This is a genomic window from Paludibacterium sp. B53371 (assembly GCF_018802765.1).
Classification (GTDB): domain Bacteria; phylum Pseudomonadota; class Gammaproteobacteria; order Burkholderiales; family Chromobacteriaceae; genus Paludibacterium.
This window is the reverse complement of the sequence record NZ_CP069163.1, coordinates 3,445,585-3,467,195: the sequence shown is the minus strand read 5'-3', so window position 1 is coordinate 3,467,195 and position 21,611 is coordinate 3,445,585. Positions and strand designations below refer to the sequence as shown.

Here is a 21,611-nt window from a genome sequence, read left to right as displayed (position 1 = left end):
CATTATGACAATAACTTGCGATTATCCCATATTTGCCTTACCTTCACAGCATCGCTAGGGGTCCTGCCAGTGGTTTTCGTATTCCGACAACACTGACGGGTGAGAAATACCCTTCGAACCTGATCCGGTTAACTCCGGCGTAGGGAAGCGGTGCTGCTCTGTAGCATTTCATGCCCCACGCCGTTTCATCGCCATGGAGGGCATGATGAACGCGCCATCTCATTCTGAATCTCGTATTACACTCGACCAGGCCACCATTCAGCCCTTACCCAATTCGCGCAAGATCTATGTCAGCGGCAGCAGGCCGGATTTGCGTGTCCCGATGCGGGAAATCTCACAAGCCGATACACCGACTCAGCTGGGCGGCGAAGCCAACCCGCCGATCTATGTCTACGACGCCAGCGGACCCTATACCGATCCGTCTGTGAAAATCAGTCTGGAAGACGGGCTCACACCGGTGCGGGCACAATGGATCGCCGAGCGGCAGGATTGCGAAGTGGTCGAAGAACTGGGAAGCATTTATAGCCGGCAACGTGCTGCCGATGCGTCACTGGATGCGCTGCGCTTCAATCTGAAACGTACCCCATTGCGGGCCAGACAGGGGGCCAGGGTGACTCAAATGCATTACGCCCGGCGTGGCATCATTACCCCGGAAATGGAGTTCGTCGCGATTCGGGAAAACCTCAATCGTGAACACTATCTGCAGAGCCTGCAGGCGGCAGGACAGGAGCGCATGCTGAAGCTGTTGTCGCGTCAGCATCCGGGGCAGGGCTTTGGCGCCCGTTTGCCGGAAAGCATCACGCCTGAATTTGTCCGCGCGGAAATCGCGGCCGGCCGGGCCATTATTCCGGCCAACATCAATCACCCGGAAAGTGAGCCGATGATCATTGGTCGCCATTTTCTGGTGAAGATCAATGGCAATATCGGCAACAGTGCATTGTCGTCTTCCATTCACGACGAAGTGGACAAAATGACCTGGGGGATTCGCTGGGGGGCGGACACCATCATGGATCTGTCGACCGGCAAGAACATTCATGAAACCCGGGAATGGATTCTGCGCAACAGCCCGGTGCCGGTCGGTACCGTGCCGATTTATCAGGCACTGGAGAAGGTGAATGGCAAGGCAGAGGATCTGAGCTGGGAAATTCTGCGCGATACACTGATCGAACAGGCCGAGCAGGGGGTGGACTATTTCACGCTGCATGCCGGGGTGCTGCTGCGCTATGTACCGCTGACGGCCAATCGCCTGACCGGCATCGTCTCGCGAGGTGGATCGATTATGGCGAAATGGTGTCTGGCTCATCATCAGGAAAATTTCATCTACACGCATTTCGACGAGCTGTGCCAGCTTCTCGCCCAGTATGATGTGGCGATTTCTCTGGGCGACGGCTTGCGTCCGGGGTCGATTTTCGATGCCAATGATGAAGCACAGCTCGCTGAGTTGAAGACGCTGGGTGAATTGACGCAGATTGCCTGGCGTCATGATGTTCAGGTGATGATCGAAGGGCCCGGCCATGTGCCGATGCAACTGATCAAGGAAAACATGGACAAGGAACTGGACTGGTGTCACGAGGCACCGTTCTACACCCTGGGGCCGCTGACCACCGACATTGCACCGGGCTATGACCACATCACCTCGGCCATTGGGGCGGCGCAGATCGGCTGGTATGGGACGGCGATGCTGTGCTACGTCACGCCCAAGGAGCACCTCGGCCTGCCGGATCGCCATGACGTCAAGGAGGGCATCATCACCTACAAGCTGGCAGCACATGCGGCGGATCTGGCCAAGGGACATCCCGGCGCACAGATCCGTGATAATGCGCTGTCGAAAGCCCGCTTTGAATTCCGCTGGGAAGATCAATTCAATCTGGGGCTCGATCCCGATCGCGCCAGATCATTCCATGATCAGACCCTGCCCAAGGAGAGTGCCAAAGTGGCCCATTTCTGCTCAATGTGCGGACCACAGTTCTGCTCGATGAAGATTACCCAGGATGTGCGCGCCTATGCGGATCGCCAGGGTATTGCTGCCGAATCGGCGCTGCAGCAGGGCATGCAAAGCAAAGCCATCGAGTTTGTCGCTTCCGGGAGTAAACTGTACGACAAAGTCTGAGCTTGTCCGCCAACAGGAGGAAACCCATGAAACTGTATTACGCACCCGGTGCATGTTCTCTGTCTGTGCACATTGCACTGGCAGAATCGGGTTTGGTGTACCAGATCGAGAAAGTCGACATTCGTGCCCAGCCGCATGTCACCGCCAGTGGACAGCCCTTTCAGGCCATCAATCCGAAGGGCAGTGTGCCGGCACTGTTGCTCGACAATGGTGAACTGCTGACTGAAGGGGCCGCCATCGTGCAGTACATCGCCGACCAGGTACCGGAAAAGCAACTGGCACCGGCCAATGGCACCATGGCGCGCTACCGCTTGCAGGAGTGGCTGAATTACATCGGCAGCGAAGTACACAAGTCTTTTGGTCCGCTCTTTTCGCCGGATACGCCTGAGCCGGTGCGGCAGATGGCCCTGGAGCGACTGGGCAAGCGGCTGGATTTTGTTGCCGAACATCTGTCACGTCAGGAAACCTTGCTGCCTGCTTTCAGTGTGGCGGACGGTTATCTGTTCACCTGCCTGCGCTGGTGCCATTACGTCAAGCTGCCGCTGGATCGCTGGCCGGTGCTGCAGGCTTACCAGCAACGTATTGCCCAACGGCCGATGGTGCAAAAAGTCTTGCTGGATGAAGGTCTGAGTTGATCCACTCCGCGCCCGGTGAGCCGTATCTGGCTGACCGGGCGTTTCACGTGAAACCGCTATGAATCAAACCCCTCTGATTGAGGTCTCTGCCTTGCTGGAGGCCCTGCAGCATTTTGCCGATCAACGTGATTGGCAACGCTTTCATACTGCCCGCAATCTGATGCTGGCCCTGACGGGAGAAGTCGGTGAGCTGGCGGAGATTTTCCAGTGGCAAACGGATGAACAGGTGCTGAACATGCCGGTCGATGACCCGGCGCGCTATCAGCATCTGCAGGAAGAAGTGGCGGATGTGTTGTTGTATCTGGTCCGCCTGGCAGGGGTCATGAAGATCGATCTGGACCAGGCAGTACGCAACAAGATGGAGAAAAATGCCCTGAAGTATCCGGTGCCCGGGACGTCGCTGGCACTCAAATGAATTTCAGCGGATCAAGACGCAGTTTCTCCGGTGATTCATGCCGCACGATTTTGTCGGCGCCACCATGTCCCATGCTGCGCGACAGGTCGACAATTTCCGGCGGGATGTGGGCATTGCTCTTCAGACTGAAAAAGACCTTGACCTTGGGCGAGACCAGATTCTTTTCGTTCTGTTCAACGACGACCCCCAGTCGTCCGCTTTCCAGTCTGACCAGCGTACCGACCGGATAGATGCCGATGGTGCGCATGAAGGCTTGTACCAGATCCGGATTGAAGTGAAATTTGGACCATTCATAGATTTTGCGCAGGGCATCGGTCGGTGGCATGCCCTTGTGATAGCAGCGATCGGATGTCAGTGCATCATAGACATCGACAATGGCAGCCATCTGACCTAATTGAGAAATTTCATGGCCTTTCAGGCCTTCCGGGTAGCCGCTGCCATCGTGACGCTCGTGGTGCTGTGCCGCGACGGTAATGGAGGTCTGGGTGATGCCACGTGCCTGGGAGAGAATGGCCTTGCTTTCGACGACGTGGCATTTCATCACGGCGAATTCGCGCTCGGTCAGCCTGTCCGGCTTGTTGAGGATGGCATCGGGAATCTTCATCTTGCCGATATCGTGCAACATGCCGCCAATGCCGGCCTGGTGAATCACTTCCTTGCCCATATTCATCGCATTGCAGAAAGTGACCATCAGCGCCCCCACGCTGACTGAATGCTGAAAGGTATAGTTATCCTTGTCCTTGATGCGGCACAGCGCCAGCAAGGCACCGTCATTGCGCAAAATCGAGCTGGTCATTTTTTCCACCGAGGGGGTGACCAGTTCCAGATCGACCTGTTTGCCCAGACGGACATCGTGCAGGATGCCATGGATGATCTGGTGTGCCTCTTCATGGACCATCCTGGCCCGACCGAATTCTTCCGTGGCGGTTGCGCGTTTTTCGCTGGCCGGCGCCGCTTCCACGCCAATTTCCCGCATTTCGCTTTCCAGCTGCGCTTTGACCTCTTGCAGCGTGGGGGCATGCACGACATCCAAGCCTTTTGACGTGTCGATATACACTTCGTGAATGCCGGATTCAGCGATTTTGCGGATTTCACTTTCGTGCGCGACAACAAAGCGATTTCTCAGGAAAGGATGAGACATCCAGTCGCAGTTGAGATCGTGAATGAACATTCCGACCTTGAGGTCAGAAATATTGATACATTTGATCATCGTGGCCAGGCCATCAGACGGGTATTTGTCTCATCTTAGTGTCTATCTGACCCGTTTGTGAAGTCTGCTGGAAATTGTCATAAGACATATGAATAAATTAGAAGAAGTGAACAGCCGACCAGCCTGTGGCGCCTGCTGTATTGCGCCCTCCATCAGTTCGGCAATCCCGGGTATGCCGGAGGGCAAGCCGGCCAGCATACCCTGTATTCAGCTGGATCATGACTATGGCTGCAAGATTTTCGACTCACCGCTCAGACCGGCCGTTTGTGCCAGTTTGCAGCCAAGTCGGGAAATGTGCGGCCAAAATCGTGAAGAGGCCATCCAGTGGCTGACACAACTGGAAAATTACACTCGCTGAGGTTGCGGGCATGCATTGCCTGGTTTAAACAGGGCGAGTAGCTTGTGAGAATGATGTATCTAAAAAGAACAACAAAATAGTTTGGCAATCATCGCTGCCAACACATATTTTTCTAATAACGAAGTGATAAAGAGAAGCACGGGGGGAATAATGTCAGATAAAAAATGGGGTCACCTCAGCACCCGAATCACCGTCGTGACAGGTCTGGCCGTTGCGGCAGCCTTCATCATCATGATTGGTTTGATCTCGTGGCTCAGCTATCGCAATGCAGTCGATATGGGTTATCAGCTGGCGCAAAGCCAGGCGCGTAACCTGGCGGATTCGACAGAAGCGGATTTCCGTGTCGGCTATGCATTGCCGAAACATCTGGCTCAGGCGGTTTTGGGTATCAAGCGCGGCGGTATGCCCGAGCGCAAGATGGTGGATAACATGCATCTGGAGTTGCTCGACAATGCGCCACAGTCGGTGGGTCTGTGGATGTTGTGGGAACCCAATGCCATGGATGGCAATGACAAGGCCTTCCGTTTCAACAAGCCCTATGAAGACCTGACCGGCCGCTATACCCCGTACTTCACCCGCAATGCGCAGGGCAAGGCCCAGATCGATACCATGTTGTCCGGTGATTACCTCAAGGAACTGGACAAGCTGAAAGATACGCCGGACAGCTATTCCCCGCCGTATGAAAAATCGGGCTGGGGGGATTTTTACATGGTGCCGAAGACGCGCAATCGCGACACCATCACCGAACCCTATCCCTACGAAGTGCAGGGCAAGAAGATACTGGAAAGCTCTTTGGCCGTGGCCATCAAGGATGCCAGCGGCAAATTCCTCGGCGTTTCGGCCACCGACGTCGCCCTGAGTGATCTGCAACAGCGCTTCAGTCAGATTCATCCCTACGACACCGGTTTTGTACGCATGATCTCCGAGGGGGGGCTGTATGTGGTCAACCCGAAGGCAGAAGTGCTGGGCAAAGCGGTCGAGAAGGAGGATCCGCTGGCAGGCCATCTCGACAAGATCAAGGGTGGTCAGCCGTTTGTTTATGAGTCGGATGGCTATACCCACTTCTTCCAGCCGGTGAAGGTCGCGGATACCGGGCAGTTCTGGGCGCTGGGCGTCAGTGTGCCGACCTCGGCCATTACCGCGCCGGCATTGCACCAGAGCCAGCTTGCCGCCGGCATCGGTGTGATCGCCCTGCTGGCCATCATCCTGTTGCTGGCCGGTCTGACCCGCACCCTGACGCGTCCGCTGGATCGTATGGCAGCCAATATGGAACAGCTGGCTTCCGGCAAGGGGGACCTGACGGTACGTATCAATATCAGCAATAACGATGAAATCGGCCGGTCTGCCGCAGCCTTCAACCAGTTCATGCAGTCCTTGTCGGAGATGTTCGGCGAGATCCGCAACCAGAGTCTGGCTGTCAGTCAGGCCGCTACCCATCTGGCGGATTCTGCCGAGCAGGTGGAACAGGCCTCGTCGGTCCAGTCCGATGCGGCCAGCGCGACCGCAGCCGGGGTCGAGCAGGTGACGGTCAGCGTGCATCACATTGCTGATACCGCCAAGGAAGCCGAAAACCTGGCACGTCAGACCGGCGAACTGACCGAGCACAGTGTGTCGACCGTGGCGCAGGTGACCAGCGAAATCCAGAAAATGAACCAGAACATGCATGGTCTGGCTGAGCGTATCAATAGCCTGGGTGCACGTTCCGAAGAAGTGTCCTCGATCATCAACGTGATCAAGGACATTGCGGATCAGACCAATTTGCTGGCCTTGAATGCGGCTATCGAAGCGGCTCGTGCCGGCGAGATGGGCCGCGGTTTTGCCGTGGTGGCCGATGAGGTGCGCAAGCTGGCCGGGCGTTCGGCGGAAGCAACGGTCGAGATCTCCCGCATTGTGACCACCATCGGCAGCGAGACCCGCGATGCCGTCAATGATGTCTCCGGCACGCGTGGCCGGGTCGATATGAGTGTCAAGGTGGCGGAAGAGGCCAATGAAGCCATGCGCAGCGTGCTGCAGTGCAGCCAGGACCTGGCCACCAGTATCGCCGACATTGCCGCCTCGACACGCGAACAGTCCAATGCCAGCAGTGAAATCGCGCAAAACGTCGAACGCATCAGCAATATGGCCCAGTCCAACAGCCAGGTGGTGCATGAAGTGTCGTCTTCGGTACTGCGCCTGCGCGAGTTGTCGGCCAACCTCGAACGTCTGGTGAGCAACTTCAAGCTTTGAGCATCACCGTTCAGAAAAAGCGCAGCGAATTCGCTGCGCTTTTTTTTTGCCACCTTCTTCCCGTATGGCAAAAAATCAGGTTATAATCTGAAAGTTTGTTCGGAAGGGATGTGAATGATGTTTTTTGCCCGTAGCAAGGCCAATCGACGCCGCGGCCGCCAGTCTTCTGGTGCCATGGCCCGACGTCCCTTTCCGATAACCCGTTTTTGAAAAAGCTCCTGTTCTCAGGGGCTTTTTTTTTATCTGAAGAAATTACAAATAAATACAAGGACACGACCATGGCCAACCCGCTTTACCGGAAAAACATCATTTCCATTCCTGACTTTAGCCGTGAAGAGCTGGAACTTGTCGTGGAGACTGCTGCACGCCTCAAGGCGACACCGCGTAACGATCTGCTCAAGGACAAGCTGATTGCCAGCTGCTTCTTCGAACCCTCTACGCGAACCCGTCTGTCGTTCGAAACGGCGGTCCAGCGGTTGGGTGGACGCATCATCGGTTTTGCCGATGGTGGCAATACCTCGGCGCGCAAGGGCGAGACCCTGGCCGATTCGATGAAGATCATTGCCTCGTACAGTGATGCCGTGGTGATGCGCCATCCGCGCGAAGGTGCCGCCCGCCTGGCCAGCGAATTCTCCGCTGTGCCGATCATCAACGGCGGGGACGGCTCCAACCAGCATCCGACGCAGACCTTGCTCGACCTGTTCTCGATCAACGAGACCCAGGGGAAACTGCACGATCTGACGGTCACCTTCGTCGGGGACCTGAAGTATGGCCGTACCGTTCATTCGCTGACCCAGGCGCTGTCGCTGTTCAACTGCCGCTTCTACTTCGTGGCCCCGGAAGCCCTGGCCATGCCGGACTATATCTGCGAAGAACTGGACGAGAAGGGCATCTCCTATACCCTGGCTTCCAGCCTGGAAGAGGTCATTCCGCAAAGCGACATCCTGTACATGACCCGTGTACAGCGCGAGCGCTTTGACGAAGCCGAGTTCAAGAAAATCCAGGGCAAGTTCATCCTGCACGCCGACATGCTGCGCCATGCGCGCGAGAACCTGAAAATCCTGCATCCCTTGCCGCGCGTCGACGAAATTGACGTCGATGTCGATGCCACGCCGTATGCCTATTACTTCGAACAGGCAGAAAATGGTGTCTATGCCCGTCAGGCACTGCTGGCGCTGGTGTTGAATGAAACCGTCTGAGCGGCTGCAACGAACAACGAACAAGGATTGATCATGCAATACACCCGTACTGTAGAAGCCCTGAAAGAAGGCACCGTCATCGACCACATCCCGGCTGGTCAGGGCTTGAAGATTTTGCGACTGTTCCGCCTGGCGGAAACCGGCGAGCGCGTAACGGTCGGCCTGAACCTGTCATCGCGTCACATGGGCAGCAAAGACCTGATCAAGGTGGAAAACATTGCGCTGACTGAAGACCAGGCCAATGAACTGGCACTGTTTGCTCCCAAGGCGACCGTGAATGTCATTGAAAATTTCGAGGTCGTCAAAAAGCATCAACTTGAGCTTCCGGAGACGATTCAGGGCATTTTTGCCTGCCCCAACTCCAATTGCATCTCACATAATGAGCCGGTCGAGAGCTTTTTCTATGTAAAAGCCCATGGTCATGACACAAAAATGAAATGCAAGTATTGCGAAAAGGTATTTAGTAAGGATATTGTTGTAGAAGTGCGCTAAGTCGTACAAAGGGTGAAATAGAAACTGCAAGAAAAAAGCTGCCTCGACAGCAAAAAAAATGAAAAGCGCCACGGATTCCGTGGCGCTTTTCGCATTTCTGCGCGGCGCTAAAGCGTTTTTTGCATCAGCACCAGATCCAGCCAGCGGCCGAACTTGAAGCCGACTTCCGGCATGCGCGCGACTTCGGCAAACCCCAGCCGCTGGTGAAAGCGGATCGACCCCTCATTGGCCGCGTCGATCGCACCGACCATCACATGCTTGCCCAGTGACTGAGCCAGCGGGATCAAGGCCTCCACCAACTGGCGACCGATACCCTGTCCCCGTGCTGCCGGTGCAAGATGCACACTGTGCTCGACGGTAAAGCGGTAACCGGGATAGCTGCGAAAATCGCCGAAACTGGCGTAACCGACAATCTCGTGATCCTGCTCGGCGACCAGCACCGGATAACCGGCTTGCCGGCGAGCACTGAACCAGTCGCGCCGTTCGGCCAGTTCGACCGGATGATCGAGGTAGATGGCCGTGGAATGGCGGATGACTTCGTTGAAAATGGTCAGGATGGCAGGCAGATCGTCTTCGGTGGCAGGGCGGATCAACATGGTGTTCTCGGCAGATGGCATACCGTGGATGCTAGGGGTCTGACCCGGGCTTGTCAAAAAGGACCTGGCTGGCACGGCGCTTGCTGTACACAAGTGACCGCAACCTGACAGGAGCGATGCCATGAGAACCAAGCCCAAGCCGGTGGAGCCCGTAAAAACCAGTGATCTGGTGATGTTCAACTTTCGCCATCCGACCCGTGCCCGATTGATTGGCGGGGCGTTGTGGCTGGTGGAAGCCTATGATGCCGCCAATGATGTCTGGGTGTGGCAGAACGAATCGACCGAAGCGGATGATGCGCTGGAATCCGCGCGTATCCTCAGCATCGGCAAGCCTTGAGATGGTGCGGATTCCCCAAAACCGGGAATCCGCACCAGGATCAGGCAGCCATCAGGCTACCTGGCGCTTTTGGCGAATGGCCAGGAATTGTGCCAGTAGCGGATCGATCGCCTGGCGGGCGTGCTGATAATTACCGGCCTTGATGTGGCCAAAGCCGCGCACGCCCTGCCACAGTGTCACCAGCTCGATCGCCTGCGGCAGATTATCTGCCGTCAAGCCATGAATCAGCTGTTCCACCATCTGCTCGAACTCGCCAATCCATTGTCGTTCCAGCTTGCGATCGGTCTGCCAGGCAAACGGATCCAGCGCCGTGCCGCGCAGGAATCGCATGGCGGCCAGCAAACGCATGGCTTTGAGTGCCCAGGGCCCGAGCGTCTTCTTGGTCGCCTTGCCATGCGTCATCCAGCTCGGACCAAGGTGAAAGTGCAGCCGGACATCCCCTTCGAAGGCGCTGCGGATTTCACTGAGGAACTCACCGTCGGAGTAAAGCCGCGCCACCTCGAACTCGTCCTTGTAGGCAAGCAGCTGTGCGTAAGTCTTGGCCACGGCCAGGGTCAGCGGCGAGCGGTTGGGGGTCAGCCGCGACTCGGCTTCACGTACCCGTTCCACCAGCTTGCGGTATCGTGCAGCCAGCTTGCCATTCTGATAGGCCAGCAGCATCTGGCTGCGCTGATGCACAATGCCTTCGACGGTTTCACGTGGAACAAACTGGATGATGCTGTTATTGGTCAGCAGCGACTCGACGCGCGCCGGATCATGCGCGGTGTGTCGTCCCCACAGGAAGGCCTGGCGGTTGAACTCAACCGCCGCACCATTGAGACGGATAGCTTCCAGGATGGCTTCTTCACTGACCGGTACCAGGCCGCGCTGCCAGGCAAAGCCCAGCATGAACATATTGCTTGCCAGCGCATCGTTGAGCAGCGCTGTGGCCAGCCGGGTGGCATTCACTTCGGCATAGCGCGCGGTGCCCACCGATTGCTGGATGGTCTGTTTCATCGCCTGGGCCGGGAAGCGCAGATCGGGCTGGGTCAGGAAGGCGCTGGTGGGTGCCTCGTAATTGTTGACCACGACATGCGAGAAGCCTTCGCGCATCTTGGCCAGCGCTTCTTCCGACGCGGTGACCACCAGATCACAGCCAAGAACCAGGTTGGCATCTCCTGCCGCGATGCGTACGGCGTGCAGGGACTGCTGATTACGCGCAATGCGTACATGCGACCAGACCGACCCCCCTTTCTGTGCCAGACCGGCCATGTCCAGCACTGTGACGCCCATATCGTCCAGGTGGGCAGCCATGCCAAGGACCTGACCAATGGTGACCACCCCGGTACCGCCAATGCCGGTCACCATGATGGAGTAGGGCTGATCGAGCGCTGGCAGGGCAGGCGAGGGCAGCGCGGGCATCTGCGCCAGTTCTCCCTTCAGCTCGCGTGCCGCCGTGCGCAGCTTGCCGCCTTCCACCGTGACGAAGCTGGGACAGAATCCCTCCTGACAGGAGAAGTCCTTGTTGCAGCTTGACTGGTCGATCTTGCGTTTGCGGCCCAGCGGGGTCTCCAGCGGCAGGATGGACAGACAGCCTGACTTGTTGGAGCAGTCGCCGCAGCCTTCGCAGACGCGGGCATTGATATAGGCACGACGTTGTGGATCCACCAGCTCGCCGCGCTTGCGCCGCCGGCGTTTCTCGGCAGCACAGGTCTGTTCGTGAATCAGGATGGTGGTACCGCTGACCGTACGCAGCTCGGTCTGCAAGCGCTGCAGTTCGCGCCGGTGGTACACCTCGACCCCGGGCGCCAGCCCGGCCATGCCGCGGTATTTTTCCGGGGCATCGCTGCTGATGACGATGCGCGCCACGCCCTCGGCATGCAGCTGACGCGTGATGGTCGCCACATCCAGCGGACCGTCGACATGCTGGCCACCGGTCATGGCCACGGCGTCGTTGTAAAGCAGCTTGTAGGTGATGTTGACCTTCGCTGACACGGCTGCGCGGATGGCCAGCAGACCGGAGTGGAAGTAGGTGCCGTCACCCAGGTTGGCAAAGACATGCGGGGTTTCGGTAAACGGTGCCTGACCGATCCAGGGCACCCCTTCGCCGCCCATCTGCGAGAAGGTCTGGGTATGCGGCTCAATCCACAACGACATGTAATGGCAGCCAATCCCGGCGAGGGCGCGACTGCCTTCCGGCACCTTGGTGGAGATATTGTGCGGACAGCCGGAACAGTAGTGTGGCACCCGTGGCAGGCTGTCGCGCTTCTGTCCCAGCTGGGTTTCCTTCTCTTCATAGAATTTCAGCCGCTCGTGCATCACCGGGCTGTCGAATACCGTGGCCAGCCGGTTGGCAATGGCACGGGCGATGATGGCCGGTGTCAGTTCGCCGGCGGCCGGCAGCAGCCAGTCGCCATGTGGCAGCGCCCATTCCCCCTTTTCGGCAAACTTGCCGACAACGCGCGGACGCACATCCTCGCGCCAGTTGTACAGCTGCTCCTTCAACTGGTATTCGATCACCTGGCGTTTTTCTTCCACCACCAGGATTTCTTCCAGCCCTTCGGCAAAATGGCGCACGCCTTCCGGTTCCAGCGGCCAGACCATGCCGACCTTGAAGATGCGCAGACCGATTTCGGCTGCCAGCGATTCATCAATGCCCAGATCATCCAGTGCCTGCATGACGTCGAGGTAGGATTTGCCGGTGGTGATAATGCCCAGACGTGCCTCAGGCGCATCCAGTACCACACGATTGAGATGATTGGCGCGCGCATAGGCCAGGGCGGCATACAGCCGGTGGTGCAACAGACGTTTTTCCTGCACCAGCGGCGGGTCGGGCCAGCGGATGTTCAGTCCGTCCTCCGGCATGTCGACATCCTGCGGGTACTGGATCTGGATCCGTTCCGGTGAGATGTCCACCACGGCGGAACTCTCGATGGTGTCGCTGATGGCCTTGATCGCCACCCAGCAACCGCTGTAGCGACTCATCGCCCAGCCATGCAGGCCAAAGTCGATCACTTCCTGCACGCCGGACGGGCTGAGTACCGGGATCATCGAGGCAGCCAGGGCGTGATCCGACTGATGCGGGAAGGTGGACGACTTGGCGGCATGATCATCGCCGGCAATGATCAGCACACCACCATGCTTGCTGGTGCCGGCGGCATTGCCATGCTTGAGGACGTCGCCTGAACGGTCTACGCCCGGTCCCTTGCCGTACCACATGGCATAGACGCCATCGTACTTGGCGCCGGGGAACAGGTTGACCTGCTGTGTGCCCCAGACCGCCGTTGCGGCCAGATCCTCGTTCAGCCCCGGATGAAACACCACATTGTGGGCTTTCAGGTGCGCCTCGGCCTTCTGCATGCTCTGGTCGACGCCCCCCAGCGGCGAACCACGATAGCCGGTGACATAGCCGGCGGTATTCAGTCCCTGTGCCCGGTCCCGATCCTGCTGCAGCATGGGCAGGCGCACCAGCGCCTGGATGCCGCTCATCAGAACCTGACCGGTGGGTGCGGTGTATTTTTCTTCTAGCGCACGATGCCGGATCGACATGGTTTCTCCTCCATATATTCGCCTGTGCCCGACACGGACAGATCGGTAGATCCTGGTGCCGGGAGATGCCTTGTGAGCAGCGATAATTTATTTGTAGTTCGGCATGACGGTGTTGGCAGAATATAGTTTACGTTCACGTAAACGTCAAAACATAGAAAAGTAAAATAGTCGGTGATTGCGCTGCTGACCAGCAGGTGACAGAAAAAGGGTGGGCGAGGCATGGGCTTGCGGGTAAGCTGTGTGGATTCTCTAGCAAGTGAAAGTTCAGATGTCTGCCAAATCTGCCGGGCACAGCCAGGGCGTGCTGTATGCCATCGGTGCCTACCTGTGCTGGGGCCTGTTCCCGCTTTACTGGAAACCGCTGCACCACATCGACCCGCTGCAAATTCTCTGTCACCGACTGGTCTGGTCGGCGCTGTTTGTGCTGATCCTGCTCGGGGTGCGTCGTCAATGGGAGTGGCTGCAGCCCTTCCGGCAGGCACCGCAAAAGCTCGGGGTATTTGTGTTGTCTTCGCTGATGTTGTCCGGCAACTGGCTGCTGTATATCTGGGCCGTCAACTCGGGCCATATCGTCGAATCCAGTCTGGGCTATTTCATCAATCCGCTGGTCAACGTATTGCTGGGCCGACTGGTGCTGGGCGAGCGACTGGGCCGCCTGCAGCAGCTGGCCGTTGCACTGGCCGGCGCGGGGGTATTGTGGCTGACCCTGCAACTGGGGACCGTACCCTGGGTGGCGCTGGGGCTGGCCACCACCTTCGGTCTGTATGGGCTGATGCGCAAGCGGGCCCCCCTGCCTTCGCTGGAAGGACTGGCACTGGAGACTTTCCTGCTGGCACCGCTCGCCCTGGCCTGGCTGCTCTGGCTGGAGAGCCACGGACAGGGGGATTTTGGTCATCTGCCTGCCTGGCAGAACCTGATGCTGGCCGGTGCCGGTATTGTCACGGCGGTACCGCTGCTATTGTTTGCCAACGGGGCACGACGGCTGAAGCTGGCCACCCTGGGGGTCATCCAGTACATCAGCCCGACCCTGCAACTCTTGCTGGGGGTGGTGATGTATCACGAAGCGTTCGATCAGACGCGCGCCATCGGTTTTGCCCTGATCTGGACGGCCCTGCTGCTGTACTCACTGGCCAGCCTGCGCAGCCTGTTGCGTCAACGCTGACCGCCCGCTTGTCATAAGCTTGCGCAGGATCATGCAAGCTGCAATTGACTGAAAAATCCTCGTGATGATAAATATAATCTCATCACGAGGATTTTTCTTTTACGCTGACATGAAACTGACCGTCGACGCCGAAGTACTGGCCGATTTCGTGTCCGCCCTGCTGGGGCCGGATTGCGAAATTGCCATTCATGACCTGTCCGACCCGGCAGCGTCCCTGCGCATCATCCGCCATGGCCGCATCTCCGGCCGCGATGTCGGGGCACCGGCCACCGATCTGGCGTTGCGCATGGCACAGGAGTGCAGCGGTCCGGACGGTGGTGATTACCGCATTAATTACCGCAGCAAGACGGCAGGCGGCACCTCGCTGCGCTCATCGACCCTGGTGTTCAAGGACGAGCAGGGGCGGGTGCGGTCGATGTTTTGCGTCAATGCCGATGACAGTCGCTACCAGCGGGCGCTGGAAGCCGTGCAGGCCTTGTTGCCGGCAGACTTGTCGCAGGAGCGGCACCAGGAGAATCTGTCGGCCTCGGTAGACGATGTCGGCGTCGACATCATGAACGAGGTGCTGGATCAGTTCGAGGTGGAGCCACAGCGGCTGTCTCCGGAAGAAAAATCACGGGTCGTGCTGGAGTTTGACCGGCGCGGGCTGTTTTCCATCCGCGGGTTTGTCGCCCGCGCGGCACAGGCGCTGGATATTTCCGAGCCGACCTTGTACCGCTATCTGAAGCTGAGCAGGGAATGAACATGACAATGCAAGCAAGCACGTCTCTCCAACCGACCAACAAACTGTGGACGGAATATCTGAAGGCGCTGCATCAGGAAGTCGTGCCGGCACTGGGTTGTACCGAACCGGTTTCGCTGGCGCTGGCGGCAGCCATTGCCACCCGTGAACTGGGACGCCCGGCCGAGCGGATTGAAGCGCGAGTCTCCGCCAATCTGATGAAAAACGGCATGGGGGTCACCGTACCGGGCACCGGCACGGTCGGCCTGCTGATCGCCGCCGCGGTCGGCTCGATCGGCGGCAATCCGGATGGACGCCTGCAGGTGCTCAAGGGATTGACCGAGGCACAGGTTGCCGCCGCCAAGACCATGATTGCCGAGCACAAGGTCAGTATCGGCGTTGCTGATGTGCCGAATATTCTCTACTCGGAAGCGCTGGTCATGGCCGGTGAGGACCGCGTTCGCGTCTGCATCGCCGATGCCCATACCAATGTGGTACGCATCGAGCGCAACGGACAGGTGCTGTTCGCTGCCGATGAACAGTCTGGGGATGCTGCGGCTGCCTATGACCTGACAGGCGCGACGGCACGTGATGTCTACGAGTTTGCCATGGCGGTCCCGCTGGATCAGATCGATTTTCTGGCCGAAGCGGCCCAGCTGAACGATGCCCTGTCCAATGAGGGTATGAGCGGTGATTACGGCCTGCATATCGGTGCCACGCTCAAGCGTCAGAGCCAATCCGGCCTGATGCCGGAAGGGCTGATGACCGAGATCCTGACCCGAACCACGGCTGCGTCGGATGCCCGCATGGGGGGCGCCACCCTGCCGGCGATGAGCAACTCGGGTTCCGGCAACCAGGGGATCGCCGCCACCATGCCGGTGGTGGTAGTGGCCGAGCACGTTGGTGCCAGCCATGAACAGCTGCTGCGCGCCCTGACGCTGTCGCATCTGATGGCGGTGTATATCCACAGCCGACTGCCCAAGTTGTCCGCCCTGTGTGCGGTCACCACGGCTTCGATGGGGGCCGCTGCCGGCATGGCTTTCCTGCTGGAAGGCGGCGAGCGTGCGGTGAACATGGCCATTTCCAGCATGATTGGCGATCTGGCGGGGATGATCTGCGATGGCGCTTCCAATAGCTGTGCCATGAAGGTGTCGACCTCGGTATCTGCCGCCTGGAAGGCGGTGCTGATGGCGCTGGACGGCACCCGCGTGACCGGCAATGAGGGCATTGTGGCCGAGGATGTCGATGCCTCGATCAGCAATCTCGGCAAACTGGCTTGCCAGGGCATGCAACAGACCGACGAGCAGATTTTGCATATCATGATGCACAAGCACCGCGCAGCCTGATTTCAACCGTCCGGCCCTTCCGGGGCCGGTCTTTAACTCATTCAACAAGGACGATGGCAATGAAAGAGATTTTGCATACCGATGCCGCCCCGGCGGCAATTGGCCCGTACTCCCAGGGGACGGCCTTTGGTCAGCTGGTGTTCACCTCCGGCCAGATCCCGCTGGATCCGAAAACCGGCGAGATCGTTGCCGGCGGCATCAGTGAACAGAGCCGCCGCGCGCTGGAAAACCTGGTCGCCGTACTCAAGGCTGGCGGCACAACGCCGGCCAATGTACTGAAGACCACCTGCTTCCTGGCTGACATGGCCGACTTTGCGGCCTTCAATGCCATCTATGCGGAGTACTTCGGCGAACAGTCCCCGGCTCGTTCCTGCGTGGCCGTGAAAACCCTGCCGAAAAATGTGCTGGTAGAAGTGGAAGCCATCGCCGTACGCGCCTGAGGCCGGTCTGGTGAACAAAAAACCGCCCATCGGGCGGTTTCAGGCTGTTGACAATGGTGGTTTGCGAACAGGTTGGAGGGCCCGGCAAAGCCGGGCCTTGTCACTAACTGACTGATTTTCCAGCCTGATCATCGATTCCCAATCCCCCCGCCCTTGCCCTGCAAGGGGGCGTCCGCTGCGCGGACAAGGGTTTGTCAGCAAGCTGAAACCGCCCATCGGGCGGTTTTTTGTTTGTTCACTGATTGTTGCGTACCCAGCGGTGCCACTGGGCGAACATATCGGCGTCGCGCGCCGCGATCACCGAGCGTTTCCAGGGTTTGTCGGCCCAGAAGTCATCCTGCTGCAGCGAGGCAACACAGCCGCCCGCTTCTTCCAGGATCAGGGCGCCCGCGGCGTAATCCCACAGACGCTGGCCGCCGTGCAGATAGACATCGAAGCGTCCGGCGGCCAGATAACACCAGTCCAGCGTACTGGAGCCCATGCTGCGCTGGCTGCCGAAGGGGGCCACGCTGTTGAGGCGGGAGGCCAGTCTGGCCGAACACAGGTATTTGACATCCACGCCGGCAATGGCTTCACACATCGGATTGGCCTTCTGCTTCAACGGCAGCGGGGTGCCGTTGAGTGTGGCGCCGGCGCCGCGCTCGGCGCAGAACAGCTCCTGGGTCATCGGGTTGTAGATGGCGCCGAGGGTGCTGCGGCCGTTTTGCATCAGCGCGACGGAGATGGCGAAATGCGGCAGGCCGTTGATGAAGTTGGTGGTGCCGTCAATGGGGTCGACGACCCAAAGCCCCTCCATCTGGCGCAGCCAGAGCAGATCCTGCTCCTGGCGGGTCATTTCCTCGCCCAGCACCGGGTAAGGCAGCAACCTGGGCAGGCTGGCTTCCAGTGCTGCCTGACAGGCCAGATCCGCATCGGTCAGCAGGCTGCCGTCATCCTTGCGCGTGTGGCCGACGCAGAGGAAACGCGGCAGGATTTCCTGCGCGGCAATGTCGCGCAGCAAATCGCCTAGCTGTTCAATAACCTGCATGCTGGATTCCTTTATAATTGGCCGACCCGGCGTGTTGGATTGCCGCAATGCACAAGATGATCTGATTGTAACCAAAACACAGGATTGTTGCTGTTATGGCAAGGTTTTTTGTCGATATGCCACTGTCGGAAGACAGTGTCGTGGTACTGCCCGAAACCGTGGTGCGCCACGTCCAGGTGTTGCGGCTGCGAGAGGGCGAGGCATTGACGCTGTTCAACGGACAGGGGGGCGAATATGTCGCCACCTTGACACAGCTCGACAAGCGTCACGCTGAATGCACGGTGAGCCGGCATGATCCTGTTTCACGTGAATCACCGATCTGGCTCGGCCTGGCGCAGGCCATTTCCAGCGGCGATCGCATGGATTTTACCCTGCAGAAGGGGGTGGAAATGGGGGTCAGCGTGTTTCAGCCGCTGGCCGCACAGCGTTCGGTGGTCAAACTGGCCGGTGAGCGTGCCGACAAGCGTCTGCAGCGTTGGCAGGAGATCGTGATTGCCGCCTGCGAGCAAAGCGGCCGCACGGTGATTCCCCGGGTGTTGCCGATCCTCACGGTCAGCGAATGGCTGGCTAGTCGTCAGGCGGCTTCGGTGCAGCTGTTGCTGTCCCCGCTGGGTACACGCAGCCTGCAGGACATTGCCCAACGGCCGGCTTCTGCCTGGCTGATGGCCGGGCCGGAGGGCGGTTATACCCCGGAGGAAGAGGGGGCCGCGCTTGCCGCTGGCTGGACGCCGCTTCGACTCGGGCCGCGCATCCTGCGAACGGAAACGGCCGCTCTCGCGGCCGTTTCGGCGATGCAGACGGTCTGGGGGGATTACGCCTTGAGCTGATAGATCAGCTTGCCGTCGAACAGGATTTCATCCACTCCCAGCTTGATCCCGCCCGGAGGGGCGGCCCGCTCGAAGTGGTAGCGCTGCCCCTGGTATTCGATCCAGCTCGAGATGGTGATGCCGTCGAATTTGCCGAGGATTTCCTCGGAGTGCACGATGTCTTCGCTGTCCTTGAGTACCAGGCCATGCTGGGCCGGGGCCTCTTCTTCCGGCAGTGCCCACTCATGATGATTGACCGGCTGCGGCAGGTTGCGCACGGCCATGCGCAGCCAGAGGGAAAACAGCCAGTCGGGAGCCAGCACGCGGTGGACATGGCGGTTGTCGGTGATGACGCAGGCCACGGAAAAGCGTTTTTGGCATACCGGGCAATGCGCCTTGGCGGCGACGAAAATCCGGTTTTCCAGCAGGGCGGCGATGCCCTGCATGGTGTCGGCAGTCACCATGGTGTTGCAGCGCGGGCAATGCTTGGCAAAACGGCGCACCTTGGTGCCGTTGGCAAAGCTGATTGGCAGGAAACGGGAAATTTTGTCTGGTCTGGCCATGTACGACGGATCCACTGCGGGTAAATCGGAAGTTGGCCTGTCGGGCAAGCTGCCAGAACAGGCTCTCTGCGATTATAGCGGCATCGTCATCAGGCGTGTGCCCAATGTATGACTTTCACCCGGTTCGATGACGCGGGCATCGTCACCGGCATTGGCCGCTTCGATGCAAAAAAAGCTGCGCCAGCCATCATCCGGCAGATCCTTGAGCGCGATCGATTTGTCTGCCCCGGGGTTCCACAGCACGAGACTGTCGGAGCCGGCATTCTCCACCACGATGCGACGTCGCCAGACGTCATCGCGCAGCGTGAGGCCACACAGGCCATACACGATACGATCCAGTTCGCCACGACATGCCAGACTATCCTGATGGTGAATCCCGTCTTGCTGGCAAACCTTGTCGACATAGCGGCTGTGCGCCAATCCCTCGACCCAGGCGTGTTCGGCATCGGCAATCGCCAGATAGGTGTGCAGGGCCGCCGAATAGCGCCGGGCGCTCGAGCTCTGGTTCAGGGTGGTGAGCGTGATGTCGACTCGATCGGCGCTCAGGGTCAGGCAGCTCTCCACTTTCAGGCCGTCATGCTCCGGGCCGCTGAGTTCGACACTGAAGCCCTCCGTGCTGCGGCTGATGTCCGAGAGGGTCCAGCGTGCCGTGCGTGCAACACCGTGCTGCGGCTGCGTCGCATCCTGTGGATGCGGGCCGAACCAGGGCCAGCAAACCGGTACACCTCCACGGATGGCCTTGCCCGGTTGGTGCATGGCCTGTGGCGAGCAATAAATCAGCGGCGGTTGACCGGCAGCATGCCAGGCCGTCAGTTGACCGCCATCCAGCGAAATCTCGGCCTGAAATCCGTCATGGCTGAGCAGCAGCTGCGTGCTGCCCTGGGCATGGGTGCGCAGGGTTGCGCCCGGAACGGGGGATGGGGTGTGCATGATGGCGCCTCTTTCTGTCAGATCCCTTAGTTTATCCGCGTTTGCGGACAGGGACATGATGCATCGGTTGGCGGCCTTGCCGGCCGGCTAGTCCAGCTGGGTTTGCGAACGCAGCTTGTAGCGGGTGCCGGGGTGGACCAGACGGGCAAAACTGACCAGGTTTCGATGCGACCAGGTGCGGCGGAAGACCAGCAGACAGGGCTCGCTGGCGGAGATCTCCAGCAGTGCTTGTTCCTCCCGCTGCGGCATGATGGCCTCGACCGTGTGCTCGATGTCGGTCAGCGGCGCATGTTGCATCAGATAATGGTTCGGGGTGATGCGGGAAAAGTCCTGTGCCAGATATTCCGGTGCCCAGCCTGGGTTGACGTAGCGATCTTCCAGTTGTACCGGAATATCGTCTTCACGATGCACCAGCAGCGAATGGAAGATGGTCGCACCGACATGGACGCCCAGTTGCAGGGCCACCAGCTCACTGGCCGGTTCGGCGCGCAGGGTGATCAGGCTGGTGCTGTGCATATGGCTGCGTGCCTCAATCTCCTGGGCGATATTGTTGACGTCCAGCAGGGGAGACTCGGCCTTGCGCTCGGCGACATAGGTGCCATCGCCGGCAAAACGCAGCAGGATGCCGGCCTCGGCCAGATCACGGATGGCCTTGTTGACGGTCATGCGTGACACGCCGAAATGCTGTGCCAGTTCGATTTCCGGCGGAATTTTACAACCCGGCTGAAAGGTCCTCTGGGCAATGCCTTCGAGGATATAGTCCTTGATACGCTGGTAGCGCGGCTGTCGGGTCTGGCGGCTCGCCATTGTGATCGAATCTTCCATCCGAGCATCTTAGCGATTTGCCATCATGGCCAACACTTCAGACAAGCATTGATTTGTGTTAGATCAAGCTGCCATCTATACAAATAAATGATATGCAAATCAGATATTTATCTGGTATTTTCTGCGCTGCCATACCTGCGCGCCAACGTCGACCGGAAGAGGACACGCCATGACCCTGCAACAGTGGCTGCAAGCCTATGGTGCCAGCCATCAGCACCGACAGAATGTTGCTATACACAAGCTTTGTATCCCGCTGATTATCTTCTCAATTTTCGGCGTTTTGACGGCTTTGCCTTCATCGGTCAGTCCGGCCTGGCTGCTGATCGCTGGCGGTTTGTTGTTCTACCTACGGCTCTCCTGGCGCATGGCGCTGGCCATGTTGTTGCTGTGCGGTACGATGATGTTGCTGCTGTATGGTTTGCAGCGGGCGGGCGTGGATCTGCTGCGCCTCAGCGGGGTGATCTTTGTGCTGGCCTGGATCGGGCAGTTCATCGGGCATCGTATCGAAGGACGCAAACCCTCCTTTCTGGACGATCTGCGGTTTTTGTTGATCGGCCCGGCCTGGACCGTGGCGGGCTTGACACATCGATTCAATATACGCTGGTAATAGGGCATATACGGTCGTTATGGCTGATGTTGCAGCAATGATATACTACATAATCAAATGTTGATATTCATCAAGCCA

The 21,611-nt window shown here is 58.8% G+C and carries 21 protein-coding genes and 1 riboswitch; of the genes, 14 read left to right on the top strand and 7 right to left on the bottom strand.

Translation table 11 applies throughout. From position 1 onward, the window contains the following. Nucleotides 1–46 precede the first annotated feature (46 nt). A riboswitch (TPP riboswitch) is annotated at nt 47–163 on the top strand. 42 nt (nt 164–205) lie between these two features. The 3 genes from thiC to JNO51_RS16525 are packed head-to-tail and all read left to right on the top strand — an operon-like array spanning nt 206 to nt 3,160. Then, nucleotides 206–2,110 (top strand): phosphomethylpyrimidine synthase ThiC, encoded by a 1,905-nt coding sequence (gene thiC, locus JNO51_RS16535; protein ID WP_215779492.1) that lies wholly within the window; start codon nt 206–208, stop codon nt 2,108–2,110. 26 nt (nt 2,111–2,136) lie between these two features. Next, a complete protein-coding gene (gene gstA / locus JNO51_RS16530) occupies nt 2,137–2,745 on the top strand; it encodes a glutathione transferase GstA (protein ID WP_215779489.1) in 609 nt (202 codons plus the stop codon). A 58-nt stretch (nt 2,746–2,803) separates the two neighbouring features. After that, nucleotides 2,804–3,160 (top strand): nucleotide pyrophosphohydrolase, encoded by a 357-nt coding sequence (locus JNO51_RS16525; protein WP_215779487.1) that lies wholly within the window; start codon nt 2,804–2,806, stop codon nt 3,158–3,160. Here JNO51_RS16525 and JNO51_RS16520 read toward each other — a convergent pair. Further along, a complete protein-coding gene (locus JNO51_RS16520) occupies nt 3,153–4,331 on the bottom strand; it encodes an HD-GYP domain-containing protein (RefSeq protein WP_371822855.1) in 1,179 nt (392 codons plus the stop codon). The two genes, JNO51_RS16525 and JNO51_RS16520, sit on opposite strands and share 8 nt — an antisense overlap. A 127-nt stretch (nt 4,332–4,458) precedes the next feature. Here JNO51_RS16520 and JNO51_RS17575 point away from each other — a divergent pair, with 127 nt between their 5' ends. From JNO51_RS17575 to pyrI, 4 genes are all read left to right on the top strand, one after another. Next, nucleotides 4,459–4,728 carry a YkgJ family cysteine cluster protein gene (locus tag JNO51_RS17575; RefSeq protein WP_371822854.1) on the top strand — a complete coding sequence of 90 codons (270 nt, stop codon included), beginning with the start codon at nt 4,459–4,461 and terminating at the stop codon, nt 4,726–4,728. Nucleotides 4,729–4,878: 150 nt separating this feature from the next. Further along, on the top strand, nt 4,879–6,954 hold the full coding sequence (locus tag JNO51_RS16515) for a methyl-accepting chemotaxis protein (protein ID WP_252346126.1): 2,076 nt from the start codon (nt 4,879–4,881) through the stop codon (nt 6,952–6,954). A gap of 278 nt (nt 6,955–7,232) precedes the next feature. Beyond that, nucleotides 7,233–8,153: an aspartate carbamoyltransferase gene (gene pyrB, locus JNO51_RS16510; RefSeq protein WP_215779483.1), complete on the top strand. Its 921-nt coding sequence runs from the start codon at nt 7,233–7,235 to the stop codon at nt 8,151–8,153. Nucleotides 8,154–8,186: 33 nt separating this feature from the next. Then, complete coding sequence (gene pyrI, locus JNO51_RS16505; protein ID WP_215779480.1) at nt 8,187–8,645, top strand: aspartate carbamoyltransferase regulatory subunit; 459 nt, start codon at nt 8,187–8,189, stop codon at nt 8,643–8,645. 107 nt (nt 8,646–8,752) lie between these two features. Here the strand turns inward: pyrI and JNO51_RS16500 are convergent, their stop codons facing one another. Beyond that, nucleotides 8,753–9,241, bottom strand: coding sequence for a GNAT family N-acetyltransferase (locus JNO51_RS16500; RefSeq protein WP_215779478.1), 489 nt, complete (start codon nt 9,239–9,241; stop codon nt 8,753–8,755). Nucleotides 9,242–9,362: 121 nt separating this feature from the next. Here JNO51_RS16500 and JNO51_RS16495 point away from each other — a divergent pair, with 121 nt between their 5' ends. Further along, nucleotides 9,363–9,578, top strand: coding sequence for a hypothetical protein (locus tag JNO51_RS16495; protein WP_215779475.1), 216 nt, complete (start codon nt 9,363–9,365; stop codon nt 9,576–9,578). A 51-nt stretch (nt 9,579–9,629) separates the two neighbouring features. Here JNO51_RS16495 and JNO51_RS16490 read toward each other — a convergent pair whose 3' ends face one another. Continuing rightward, nucleotides 9,630–13,106 carry an indolepyruvate ferredoxin oxidoreductase family protein gene (locus JNO51_RS16490; protein ID WP_215779473.1) on the bottom strand — a complete coding sequence of 1,159 codons (3,477 nt, stop codon included), beginning with the start codon at nt 13,104–13,106 and terminating at the stop codon, nt 9,630–9,632. A 268-nt stretch (nt 13,107–13,374) separates the two neighbouring features. Between JNO51_RS16490 and rarD the strand changes: the two genes are divergently transcribed. The 4 genes from rarD (at nt 13,375) to JNO51_RS16470 (ending at nt 16,775) form a co-directional block, all read left to right on the top strand. Beyond that, nucleotides 13,375–14,268, top strand: a complete 894-nt coding sequence (rarD, locus tag JNO51_RS16485) for an EamA family transporter RarD (RefSeq protein WP_215779470.1) — start codon at nt 13,375–13,377, stop codon at nt 14,266–14,268. 109 nt (nt 14,269–14,377) lie between these two features. Continuing rightward, a complete protein-coding gene (locus JNO51_RS16480; protein ID WP_215779468.1) occupies nt 14,378–15,010 on the top strand; it encodes a transcriptional regulator in 633 nt (210 codons plus the stop codon). A 2-nt stretch (nt 15,011–15,012) separates the two neighbouring features. Continuing rightward, the gene (locus JNO51_RS16475; protein ID WP_305798422.1) at nt 15,013–16,335 is read left to right on the top strand and encodes a serine dehydratase subunit alpha family protein; all 1,323 of its coding nucleotides are present in this window, start codon (nt 15,013–15,015) and stop codon (nt 16,333–16,335) included. A gap of 59 nt (nt 16,336–16,394) precedes the next feature. Continuing rightward, nucleotides 16,395–16,775, top strand: coding sequence for a RidA family protein (locus JNO51_RS16470; RefSeq protein ID WP_215779465.1), 381 nt, complete (start codon nt 16,395–16,397; stop codon nt 16,773–16,775). Nucleotides 16,776–17,010: 235 nt separating this feature from the next. On the opposite strand, the gene JNO51_RS16465 is transcribed toward JNO51_RS16470, so the two are convergent. Then, on the bottom strand, nt 17,011–17,802 hold the full coding sequence (locus tag JNO51_RS16465; protein ID WP_215779462.1) for an inositol monophosphatase family protein: 792 nt from the start codon (nt 17,800–17,802) through the stop codon (nt 17,011–17,013). A gap of 95 nt (nt 17,803–17,897) precedes the next feature. Here JNO51_RS16465 and JNO51_RS16460 point away from each other — a divergent pair, with 95 nt between their 5' ends. Further along, nucleotides 17,898–18,629: a 16S rRNA (uracil(1498)-N(3))-methyltransferase gene (locus JNO51_RS16460; RefSeq protein ID WP_215779460.1), complete on the top strand. Its 732-nt coding sequence runs from the start codon at nt 17,898–17,900 to the stop codon at nt 18,627–18,629. Here the strand turns inward: JNO51_RS16460 and JNO51_RS16455 are convergent. The 3 genes from JNO51_RS16455 to hutC form a co-directional block, all read right to left on the bottom strand. After that, entirely contained in the window at nt 18,614–19,171 is a 558-nt protein-coding gene (locus JNO51_RS16455) for a hypothetical protein (protein WP_215779458.1), read from the bottom strand. The two genes, JNO51_RS16460 and JNO51_RS16455, sit on opposite strands and share 16 nt — an antisense overlap. A gap of 72 nt (nt 19,172–19,243) precedes the next feature. Continuing rightward, complete coding sequence (locus tag JNO51_RS16450; RefSeq protein ID WP_215779454.1) at nt 19,244–20,101, bottom strand: D-hexose-6-phosphate mutarotase; 858 nt, start codon at nt 20,099–20,101, stop codon at nt 19,244–19,246. Between the two features lie 87 nt (nt 20,102–20,188). Then, nucleotides 20,189–20,926 (bottom strand): histidine utilization repressor, encoded by a 738-nt coding sequence (gene hutC, locus JNO51_RS16445; RefSeq protein ID WP_215779452.1) that lies wholly within the window; start codon nt 20,924–20,926, stop codon nt 20,189–20,191. Nucleotides 20,927–21,095: 169 nt separating this feature from the next. Between hutC and JNO51_RS16440 the strand changes: the two genes are divergently transcribed. Next, nucleotides 21,096–21,533 carry a DUF962 domain-containing protein gene (locus tag JNO51_RS16440; protein WP_215779450.1) on the top strand — a complete coding sequence of 146 codons (438 nt, stop codon included), beginning with the start codon at nt 21,096–21,098 and terminating at the stop codon, nt 21,531–21,533. Nucleotides 21,534–21,611: the final 78 nt, after the last annotated feature.

Coding starts and splice junctions, on each gene's coding strand:
- pyrB (WP_215779483.1), top strand. CDS start 7,233: ATGGCCAACCCGCTTTACCGGAAAAACATCATTTCCATTCCTGACTTT.
- JNO51_RS16455 (WP_215779458.1), bottom strand. CDS start 19,171: ATGGCCAGACCAGACAAAATTTCCCGTTTCCTGCCAATCAGCTTTGCC.
- gstA (WP_215779489.1), top strand. CDS start 2,137: ATGAAACTGTATTACGCACCCGGTGCATGTTCTCTGTCTGTGCACATT.
- JNO51_RS16465 (WP_215779462.1), bottom strand. CDS start 17,802: ATGCAGGTTATTGAACAGCTAGGCGATTTGCTGCGCGACATTGCCGCG.
- hutC (WP_215779452.1), bottom strand. CDS start 20,926: ATGGAAGATTCGATCACAATGGCGAGCCGCCAGACCCGACAGCCGCGC.
- rarD (WP_215779470.1), top strand. CDS start 13,375: ATGTCTGCCAAATCTGCCGGGCACAGCCAGGGCGTGCTGTATGCCATC.
- JNO51_RS16525 (WP_215779487.1), top strand. CDS start 2,804: ATGAATCAAACCCCTCTGATTGAGGTCTCTGCCTTGCTGGAGGCCCTG.
- JNO51_RS16460 (WP_215779460.1), top strand. CDS start 17,898: ATGGCAAGGTTTTTTGTCGATATGCCACTGTCGGAAGACAGTGTCGTG.
- JNO51_RS16520 (WP_371822855.1), bottom strand. CDS start 4,331: ATGTTCATTCACGATCTCAACTGCGACTGGATGTCTCATCCTTTCCTG.
- JNO51_RS16515 (WP_252346126.1), top strand. CDS start 4,879: ATGTCAGATAAAAAATGGGGTCACCTCAGCACCCGAATCACCGTCGTG.
- JNO51_RS17575 (WP_371822854.1), top strand. CDS start 4,459: ATGAATAAATTAGAAGAAGTGAACAGCCGACCAGCCTGTGGCGCCTGC.
- JNO51_RS16470 (WP_215779465.1), top strand. CDS start 16,395: ATGAAAGAGATTTTGCATACCGATGCCGCCCCGGCGGCAATTGGCCCG.
- JNO51_RS16450 (WP_215779454.1), bottom strand. CDS start 20,101: ATGCACACCCCATCCCCCGTTCCGGGCGCAACCCTGCGCACCCATGCC.
- JNO51_RS16480 (WP_215779468.1), top strand. CDS start 14,378: ATGAAACTGACCGTCGACGCCGAAGTACTGGCCGATTTCGTGTCCGCC.
- JNO51_RS16475 (WP_305798422.1), top strand. CDS start 15,013: ATGACAATGCAAGCAAGCACGTCTCTCCAACCGACCAACAAACTGTGG.
- JNO51_RS16495 (WP_215779475.1), top strand. CDS start 9,363: ATGAGAACCAAGCCCAAGCCGGTGGAGCCCGTAAAAACCAGTGATCTG.
- JNO51_RS16500 (WP_215779478.1), bottom strand. CDS start 9,241: ATGTTGATCCGCCCTGCCACCGAAGACGATCTGCCTGCCATCCTGACC.
- pyrI (WP_215779480.1), top strand. CDS start 8,187: ATGCAATACACCCGTACTGTAGAAGCCCTGAAAGAAGGCACCGTCATC.
- thiC (WP_215779492.1), top strand. CDS start 206: ATGAACGCGCCATCTCATTCTGAATCTCGTATTACACTCGACCAGGCC.
- JNO51_RS16490 (WP_215779473.1), bottom strand. CDS start 13,106: ATGTCGATCCGGCATCGTGCGCTAGAAGAAAAATACACCGCACCCACC.
- JNO51_RS16440 (WP_215779450.1), top strand. CDS start 21,096: ATGACCCTGCAACAGTGGCTGCAAGCCTATGGTGCCAGCCATCAGCAC.